The following is a 5,928-nucleotide window of genomic DNA, read 5'->3' on the forward strand; positions in this document are numbered from 1 at the left end:
GGTCGGGGAGACAGGATTCGAACCTGCGACCCTCTGGTCCCAAACCAGATGCGCTACCAGGCTGCGCCACTCCCCGATCGGGTGAGGCCCTAGTTTCACCGGCTGGGTCGCGCAAGGGCGGCATCGGCCTAATGGAAATCGCGGCTGGCGGGGAGGATGCGCACGTCGCGGGGGTGGCGGCGGCCGCCCGTGCCCTGCGGGGTATAGACGGGATGTTCGAACGCATCGGCGCGCAACAGCCGTGTCGATGTGGGATGATCCTCGGAAAGCCGCCCCAGCTCCGCCGTGCGATCGACGACATGCGCACCCATCAGATGCACCACATCCTCGGGGCTGCGCTGCACGATGCCGTGCACCTCCAGCAGCCGCGACGCCATCACGGCCGCGCGATGACGTTCGAAATCCCGCGCCCAGAGCAACACGTTGATCACGCCGGTCTCATCCTCCAGCGTCACGAAGATCGCCTTGCCGTTGCCCGGCCGCTGGCGGACGAGCACGACACCCGCCGCCTTGGCGCGGCGGCCATCGGGCAGGGCGCGCAGTTCGGCGGCGCTGCGCACGCCCTCGCCGCCGAACAGCCCGCGCAGGAAGCGCATCGGATGCTGTTTGAGCGACAGCCGCGTGGTCTGATAATCGGCGGCGACATGCTCCGACAGCGGCATCGCGGGCAGCGCGGGATCGGCTTCCTCGCCCAGTTCGCGCGCATCGGCGGCGGCGAACAGCGGCAGCGCCGCGCCCGGCAGCCGCCGCACCGCCCACAACGCCTGCCGACGATCGAGACCCAGGCTGCGAAAGGCATCGGCATCGGCGAGCAGACGCAGCGCGCGCGCAGGCAGGATGCGGGCGAGCTTCTCCAGTTCCTCCCCGGCATGGGGAGGGGGATCGGCCGCTGGCCGGTGGAGGGGGCTCGCTGCCGGCGCCGCGCCTTGCCGCTCTCCCCTGCGGCCACCGGCCGCGCCGGCGGTCCTCCTCCACGGGCCGGTGAGGAACTTCTCCATCCATTCCTCGCGAAAGCCATCGATCTGCCGCAGCCCCAACCGCACCGCCGGCCCTTTCTCCCCCGCTTCGAGGCTATTGTCCCAGCCGCTGTACGAAACGTCGATCGCCCGCACCTCCACCCCATGCTCGCGCGCATCGCGAACGATCTGGGCGGGCGCATAGAAACCCATCGGCTGCGCATTGAGCAACGCCGCGCAGAATGCCGCCGGATAGCGGCGTTTGATGTAGGAGGAGGCGTAGACCAGGATCGCGAAGCTCTGCGCGTGGCTTTCGGGAAAGCCATAGCTGCCGAAGCCCTTGATCTGATCGAAGCAGCGCCGCGCGAATTCCTCCGAATAGCCGCGCTTCGTCATGCCGCCGATCATCTTCTCCTCGAACCGCGGCATGGTGCCGACATTGCGGAAGGTCGCCATCGCGCGGCGCAACTGGTTGGCCTCGGTCGAGCTGAACTCGGCGGCGACGATCGCCAGCTTCATCGCCTGTTCCTGAAACAGCGGCACGCCCAGCGTCTTGCCCAGCAATGCCTCCAGCTCGTCCGCGGGATGCGGCGGCGCGGGGGACGGATAGTCCACCTGCTCGATCTTCTGCCGCCGCCGCAGATAGGGGTGCACCATATTGCCCTGGATCGGGCCGGGGCGGACGATCGCGACCTGGATGACGAGATCGTAGAGCAGGCGCGGGGCGAGCCGCGGCAGCATGTTCATCTGCGCGCGGCTTTCCACCTGAAACACGCCGAGGCTGTCACCCTCGCACAGCATTTGATAGACGTCGGGCTGATCGGGCGGGATGCCGGCAAGCGTATAATCGGGGCCGCCGGTCTCGCGGATCAGATCGAACGCCTTGCGGATGCAGGTGAGCATGCCGAGCGAGAGCACATCGACCTTCATCAGCTTCAGCGCGTCGATATCGTCCTTGTCCCATTCGATGAAGGTGCGGTCGGGCATCGCGGCGTGATGGATCGGCACGGTCTCGTCGAGCCGGTCCTCGGTCAGCACGAAGCCGCCGACATGCTGCGACAGGTGGCGCGGATAATTTTCGTCGAGCAGCCGCGACACGAAATGCGCGAGCCGCTCGATTTCCGGATTGTCGAGGCTGAAGCCGGTTTCCTTGAAGCGCGCTTCCTCCATCCGGCTGGAAAAGCTGCCCCACACCGTACTGACCAGCCGGGTGGTGACATCCTCGGTCAGCCCCAGCGCCTTGCCGACCTCGCGCACCGCCGATCGCGAACGATAGTGGATCACGGTCGCGACGATCCCCGCGCGGTGCCGCCCGTAGCGGCGGTAGATATATTGCATCACCTCCTCGCGCCGCTCATGCTCGAAATCGACGTCGATGTCCGGCGGCTCCTTGCGTTCCTCCGAAAGGAAGCGGGAGAAAAGCAGGTCGTTCGCCGCCGGATCGATCGAGGTGATGCCGAGCAGATAGCAGACCATCGAATTGGCCGCCGATCCGCGTCCCTGGCACAGGATCGGCGGCTGCTGCGCCCGCGCGAACTTCACCACATCGTGGACGGTCAGGAAATAATAGGCATAGCCGCACTTGCGGATCAGGCGGAACTCCTCGGCGAGCATCCGCAGCGCCTTGATCGGCACGCCATCGAGCCATTTCTCGCGCGCGGCGGTGACGACGAGGTGCTGGAGCCAGCGCTGCGGTCGCCAGCCTTCGGGCACCGGCTCGTGCGGATATTCATAGCCGAGCTGATCGAGATCGAAGCCGATCCGCCCCAGCAGGCGCGCGGTCTCGACGATCGCCTGGGGATGATCGGCGAACAGGCGCGCCATGTCTTCCGGCGCCTTGAGGTGACGTTCGGCATTGGCTTCCAGCGCGCGGCCGGCGCTGTCGATCGTCAGCCCGAGGCGGATGCAGGTGAGCACGTCCTGCAACGCGCGATCCCCGGGCGCGGCATAGAGCGCATCGTTGACCGCGATCAGCGGCACCCGCGCCTGCATGGAGAGCCGCGCGAGTCCGGAGAGGCGGCGCCGGTCCTTGCCGTCGAGCCGCGCGCAGGCGCCGAGCCAGACCCGGCCGGGCGCCGCGATACGGAGGCGGGGGAGGATGGCCTCCAGCCCTTTGCCGTCATCCCGCTGAGCGCCGGGATCCAAGGCGATGATCGTCGCGCGCTCGAACGAAGGGGAAGCGGGATCGCGGCTTTCGCCGGGATGGCGGGCGGGGAAGCGCAGAACATTGTGGGGCTCCTCCTCGTCTGCCGGCAGCACGGTCTGCTTCGCCGCCTTGCGCGCCACGCCCTCACCCGCGCGGCGGCTGCTTTCGGGCAGCACGATCAGCAGCAATCCCTCGGCGTGCCCGAGCAGATCGTCGATCCCGAGCACGCAATCGCCCTTGTCGGCGCGCAGATTGCCGGTGGAGAGCAAGCGGCACAGGCGGCCCCAGCCGCGCCGATCCTCGGGATAGGCGATGATATCGGGCGTGCCGTCGGCGAACACCAGCCGCGCGCCGCTGGCCAGTTTGAAGGCGCGCATCTCTGCACCCGTCTCCGACCGGCATTTTTCGCGCGCATCGCGCAGCGCCGCCCACGCGCGCACCACGCCCGCCACCGTGTTGCGATCGGCGATGCCCAGCCCCGCATGGCCGAGATCGAGCGCCCGGCCGATCAGGTCGCTGCCGTGGCTGGCGCCGTGCAGGAAGGAGAAGTTGGTCGCCGCGACCAGCTCGGCATAGGCGATCATCGGCCATGCCCCTTGCGCGATAGAAAATCTGTCACGCGAACAGCCCGTGCAGATACCAGTCGGGCCGCGGTTTCTCGCGCGCGGCGAGCCCGTGGCGGAACAGCCAGAAGCGGTGCCCGCGTGCATCCTCGACGCGGTAATAATCGCGCGTCAGCCCGCCGCGGTCGCGCCGCCGCCACCATTCGGCGGCGATCCGTTCGGGCCCCTCCCAGCGCGCGACATCATGCGTCTCGCCCCGCCAGACGAAGCAGCGCGGCGGCCCCTCGGGCAGGCCATAGGTCACATCGATGCGCGCGGGCGGATCGAGCAGGCGAAGCGGACGCGCCGGCGGATCGTGCGCCGGCGGAGGCGGCCACCCCGTCTCCCGCCCGGGCGGCACCAGCGCCGTCGCGCATTCGGGCAGATGGCTGTCGAGCGGGACCGCGCAGCGGATGCTGCCGGGGCCGAGCCGCGCCGCCAGCCGATCGATCAGGTGGGCGAGCGGCTCGGCGGCATCGCGCGTCGCCTCCAGCGCGCCTTGCGCGGGCGCAAGCGGCTCGGTGGCGGACACGTCCAGACGCACGCAATCGAAGCCGAAGCCCGGATCGATCGGATCGGCGAGCGCGTCCAGCCTCTCGCGGAACAGCCGCATGACGATTCCCGCCTCACGCACGGGGCGGCCGGTCTCCACCGCCACCATCGGCACCGCGCCATCGCTGCGGAACAGCCGTGCGGTGAAGCGCCGACCGCCCTGATGGCGTTCGCGCAAGATGATCGCGGTCTGTCCAAGCAAGTCCTCGAGGCAGGCGAGCGCATCCTCGACCCGCCCGATCGGCTCGGCGAAGCGGCGCAGCGCGAAGATCGGCGGCGGCGTGCGCGCGGGCGTGATCCGCCGATCCTCCTCGCCGAGCAGACGCGTGAGCCGCAACGCGAGAACGCCGAAGCGCGCGGCGAGCATCGCGCGCGGGCGGCAGGCGAGATCGCCGATCCTCTTGAGGCCCGCGCGGCGCAGCGCCAGCGTCGTTCCCGGCTCGGCTTCCAGCGCCTCGACGGGAAGAGCGAGCAGATCGCCCGCGATCGTCCCGAACCGCGCTCGCGCGCGCGCCGCCTCGCGCGTGTCGCCCAGCCCCAGCCGCGCCGTGACGCCGCCTTCCGCCAGCCGCGCGGCGAGATCGTCGGCCAGTTCCCGCTCGCCGCCATAAGGATGCGCGCAGCCGCTGATATCGAGGATCGCGCCATCAGGCGGCTCGGCGGCGGCCATCGGCGTATAGCGCGCCAGCCCCGCGACGATCCGCGCCAGCAATCGCGCCTCGGCGCCATGATCGCGCGCGATCGCCACAAGGTCGGGAATGCGCGCGCGGGCATCGGCGAGCGTGAGGCCGGTGGCGAGGCCCTGCGCCGCCGCCCGCGGCGAAAGCGCGGTGAGGCGCACGGCGTTCGCCTGGCGATCGGTGAACACCACCACTTCCTCCCCGGCACGGGGAGGGGGACCGCCGGCGTAGCCGGTGGTGGAGGGGGCTATCTGATGGGCACAACGCTCGTGGTGAGCCCCCTCCACCAGCCTGCGGCTGGTCCCCCTCCCCGTGCCGGGGAGGAGCTTGAGGAAATCACCCCGCCAAGCGTCGTGCGCCAGCATCGGCAGGGACAGCGCCAGGTAGCGCCTGCTCTCGGAAGGCGGCGGCGTCACGATCCCACTCCAGCCGCCAGCCATGCGATGGCGGCCCACCGCGCCTGCGCACGAGATCGACCGCGAAGGCGGGCGCGCCCGGTGCCTCCGCCTCGATCGGGGTCGACGGCGCCGCCGTGACCAGCCAGCGCGTCTCGGCGGAGGAAGGGAGCTGCGCCCCCACCCCGCGCAGCAGCAGCGCGGTCACTCCGGAGCGTTCGGCGAACAGCGTCAGGCGGCGGCTGGCGGTAAGATCGATCGCCTTGCCGTGCGCCGACGCATCCACCACCAGCGTCCCCGCCGCGGGCGAACGCAGGATATCCGCCGCCGCCTTGAGCAGCGCTTTCCCGCCCGCCACGCTGACGAACAGCAGCCGTTCCACCGCCACCCCCAGCTCGACGAGCCCGGGCGCATGCGGCAGCGTCCGGCGCGGTCCCAGCCAGATGAGGGTGCCGGCGGGCCCGCCCGCCTTCAGCGCCAGCATCAGCGCGAATCCCGCCGCGCTCGGGCAATCCTCGATTGTCCCCGCATAAAGCTCGTGCACCCGCCCGCGCGCGATCCCGCCGCCCAGCGCGGCATCCAGCCCGGCCACGCCGA

At 70.3% G+C, this 5,928-nt stretch carries 3 protein-coding genes and 1 tRNA gene; all 4 read right to left on the reverse strand.

Annotated features, from left to right (window positions below):
- Positions 1–2: 2 nt before the first annotated feature.
- A tRNA-Pro gene (locus tag HUU94_RS00620) sits at positions 3–76 on the reverse strand.
- Between the two features lie 52 nt (positions 77–128).
- Positions 129–3,686, reverse strand: coding sequence for an error-prone DNA polymerase (locus tag HUU94_RS00625; protein ID WP_174273201.1), 3,558 nt, complete (start codon positions 3,684–3,686; stop codon positions 129–131).
- A 31-nt stretch (positions 3,687–3,717) separates the two neighbouring features.
- Positions 3,718–5,352, reverse strand: coding sequence for a DNA polymerase Y family protein (locus tag HUU94_RS00630; protein ID WP_254601812.1), 1,635 nt, complete (start codon positions 5,350–5,352; stop codon positions 3,718–3,720).
- Positions 5,273–5,928, reverse strand: a 656-nt coding sequence (locus HUU94_RS00635) for an ImuA family protein (RefSeq protein ID WP_174273202.1), incomplete at its 5' end; no start/stop codon positions are given. The genes HUU94_RS00635 and HUU94_RS00630, both read right to left, overlap by 80 nt.

The organism is Sphingomonas bacterium (genome assembly GCF_903644055.1).
GTDB lineage: Bacteria > Pseudomonadota > Alphaproteobacteria > Sphingomonadales > Sphingomonadaceae > Sphingomonas_I.